The 2,958-nt window shown below is 64.5% G+C and carries 6 protein-coding genes; all 6 read left to right on the top strand.

The genetic code is table 11. The features are described from left to right. A partial coding sequence (locus AC1RQP_RS40095) for a hypothetical protein (protein ID WP_492943286.1) occupies positions 1-201 on the top strand: 201 nt, incomplete at its 5' end. 83 nt (positions 202-284) lie between these two features. Continuing rightward, positions 285-1,343 carry a hypothetical protein gene (locus tag AC1RQP_RS40090; protein WP_492943284.1) on the top strand — a complete coding sequence of 353 codons (1,059 nt, stop codon included), beginning with the start codon at positions 285-287 and terminating at the stop codon, positions 1,341-1,343. Continuing rightward, positions 1,340-1,546 (top strand): hypothetical protein, encoded by a 207-nt coding sequence (locus AC1RQP_RS40085; protein WP_492943282.1) that lies wholly within the window; start codon positions 1,340-1,342, stop codon positions 1,544-1,546. Before AC1RQP_RS40090 ends, AC1RQP_RS40085 begins: the two co-directional genes overlap by 4 nt. A gap of 71 nt (positions 1,547-1,617) precedes the next feature. Further along, positions 1,618-2,028, top strand: a complete 411-nt coding sequence (locus AC1RQP_RS40080) for a hypothetical protein (RefSeq protein WP_492943280.1) — start codon at positions 1,618-1,620, stop codon at positions 2,026-2,028. Further along, positions 2,021-2,251, top strand: a complete 231-nt coding sequence (locus tag AC1RQP_RS40075) for a hypothetical protein (protein ID WP_492943278.1) — start codon at positions 2,021-2,023, stop codon at positions 2,249-2,251. The genes AC1RQP_RS40080 and AC1RQP_RS40075 overlap by 8 nt, the downstream gene beginning before the upstream one ends. A gap of 312 nt (positions 2,252-2,563) precedes the next feature. Next, positions 2,564-2,938 carry a P27 family phage terminase small subunit gene (locus AC1RQP_RS40070; protein ID WP_492943276.1) on the top strand — a complete coding sequence of 125 codons (375 nt, stop codon included), beginning with the start codon at positions 2,564-2,566 and terminating at the stop codon, positions 2,936-2,938. Positions 2,939-2,958: the final 20 nt, after the last annotated feature.

Raw genomic sequence — 2,958 nt, 5'->3', positions numbered from 1 at the left:
TTCAGCGACGGTTGCTTCACGGTGGCCGACATCATGGCGCGAGGTCACGACGAACGGCTGAGCGCCGCGCTGGCGGGTAAGAGCGCCAAACAGATCGGCAAGGTGCTGCAGCGGATGGCCGGGCCTTACGACGGGCTGTCAATCGTCCGCCAGCCGCTGACGGAGCTGGGCTCTGCGGTGTGGCGGGTGGTGGTGGCTTAGGGGAGTGCCGCACTCCCCTAGAGGCCCTTCCCGCCGACTCCGCGCAGGCAGATGCTCACGGCCACTCCATCGAGGGCACCGTGATGACCACCGCCACCGCCGACATGATCAGTCCGAAGCTCGAACAGTTTCGCCGCACCCGTTCAATCTCGCGCGGGCTCGCGGCGGTCGCGGTCGGCCGACTGACCGGGCAGCATCCCGATAGAATTCTGCGACAGCACTGGCAGCATGACCATCAAGCCGCGCTGATCGCCAAGGCTGCGGTCACGCCGACAGCGATGGCGGACATTCAGACCGCGAGCAAGTGGCTGTTCCTGTCGGGCCTCACGCCAATGAGCGCGGCGGTGCGTGCCTTCAGCGCGGCCACGCGGGTCGATATGGATGGTGTTCATCTGCTCAGCGTGCCGAGCATCGTCGCACCGCAGCCGGTGTTCGTCGGCGAAGGCAAGCCGATGCCGGTGGCAATGGGCACCACGGCGCTGGCCACGCTCGGTCCGACCCGCAAGATGCTTCTCGGCACGGCGGTGACAGGTGAACTCGAATTCGCGGTGCCGGAAACCGCGTCCACGCTGATCGGCCGCGTGCTCAGCGAGCAGGCGGGCAAGTCGCTCGATGCGGTCGTGTTCGATGCCGTCGCCGCTGATGACGATCGCCCAGCCGGATTGCTCAACGGCGTGGCGCCGCTGGCGGCGAGCGCATCCACCGGCCTGATCGGGATGACCGAAGACTTGCGCACGATCGCCGCCGCGATGGCGACGGCAGGCGCCGATCCCGAGCGCATGGTCATCGTGGCCAACAGCTCGCAGGCGCTGGCGCTGCGGCTGCTGGCCGGTCCGCGCTTCAGCAATGACATCATCGGCACCCCGGCGCTGGCCGCAGGCACCATTGTCGGTATCGACCCGATGGGGATTGCAAGCGGCTATTCCGGCGTGTCTGAGATCGAAACCTCCGAGGTCGCGACCGCGCATTTCGAAAGCGCAACGCCGCTGGCGATCTCGACAGCAGGCTCACCGAACAGCGTGGCCGCACCTACACTCAGCGCATGGCAACAAAACTTGCTGCTGCTCAAACTTCGCTTGCGCTGTTGCTGGGGCGTGCTGGTGCCCGGCGCGGTGCAGACAATTCCCGGAGTGGCGTGGTGACAAATTCCGGCAGGATCGAAGCGCTGATCATCGCGATCATGAAGCGAGACCGCGATGCCATTCGTTGTGTACGCGAGATGGCAGGCGTGACGGCCTACATGGTGCAGAAGCTGCCGTCGATCGAACGACTGCACCTCGCCAACATGCTGCGCGATCTCGCGGACCTGATCGAAAATCACGAGCTGGCGACAGTGGACAACTAACGATGAACAGGCAACAGCGGCTAAATCTGATGGAGCGACTACAGGCCGAGAACGCGGAGACGTTCGCCGACATGGCCGAGCGCCGTGCACGTGGCGCAGCGCCGGAATGGACACCACCTGCAGCACAGCAGCGCAAGCCGACGCAGCGGCAGGCCGATGTGACGCTCGCGAACGCGGTGATGCGGCATGCGGATCAACACGTCAACGAACAGGTCGCCCGCGCTGTCGATCTTTTGACGCGCGTGCTCGGCTCGGAGACCGCGCGCAATGAAGCGCGGATGCACAAGGAGCTGACCCAGCGGCAGGACAACGCGTCAGATGCACTGAGGGCCGAGCTGGCTGCACTGCGAGGCGAGGTCGCGGATTTGCGCGAGATCGTCAACGCGCTGGCGTCCGATGTTTCCAGTTTGGCCGACGACATCGAGCTGCGCAGCGGGCGCAAGATCGTCGCGGCATGGCCGAAGCGAGGTCACCATGCCTGATCATCGAATCGCGCCTGATGCGCAGAACATCTTCTCGTTTCTGGTCGCGGTGCTGTCATTCGAGGACTTCGACGCGCGGCGCGCAAGCATCGCGCTGGCAACAGGCGCACAGTCGTTAGTCGTTGATGCGACCGATCGTCGTGTGTTGGCTCATACGTTTCGGCAGCTGGCGAGCGAACTTGAGCGCGACGCCGCTGCTGATGCTGTTGGTCAAGTGAATTGATGGGTGTCGAGCTGCACGGCGAGCACGCCAACGTGTGCAGCTCGATCCTGAGATGGCCGGTCGTGCCCTGCTTCCTCTCGGTCAGGTCACGATCAGTCGGCAGCCGATGTTCGTTGGACGCTCCAGAACGCGGGCATCGGCTGCATTCTTTTCGCACGGGTGGGGGGATAATCCGAAATTTCAAGCGAGCTGACATCCGACCGGTCCGCAGGGCGTATTGACAGTTAATAGGTTTTGGAAATTTCCGCGCGCGAGGCAAAAAGGGGATTCCGAGAAATGGGACTTCGTGGCCCACGATCCAGCGCCGAAATCATGGCGACCGCACAGCGACGGCGCACGACCGCCGCTGACCGTCGTGTCAACCCGATCGATCCGCCCGATCATCTGCAGCCGGAAACGCAGGCATGGTGGAGCGACATCGCGCCCGGTCTGGAATCGCACCAGCTGCGATTGCTGACGGCATGTGGCGAGGCGTGGGACCGGAAGGAAATGGCGCGGCAGGCCGTCAGCGAACTGGGCCTGAGCTTTACCGACGCCAAAGGCATGATCAGAAGCAGGCCGGAAGTCGCCATCGAGCGCGACGCACGCGCGGCCTTCCAGCGCGGCCTGCAGCAGCTGCGGCTCGACGTCGCCGAACCGAAGCGCCGCAACGGCATCGGTGTGCATTGGTCGGACTTGCCACGATGATGATTGATCCCCGCGTCCTG

This window comes from Bradyrhizobium sp. GW821-FHT13H06, from assembly GCF_058803975.1.
This window is presented reverse-complemented; position numbering and strand designations above follow the sequence as displayed.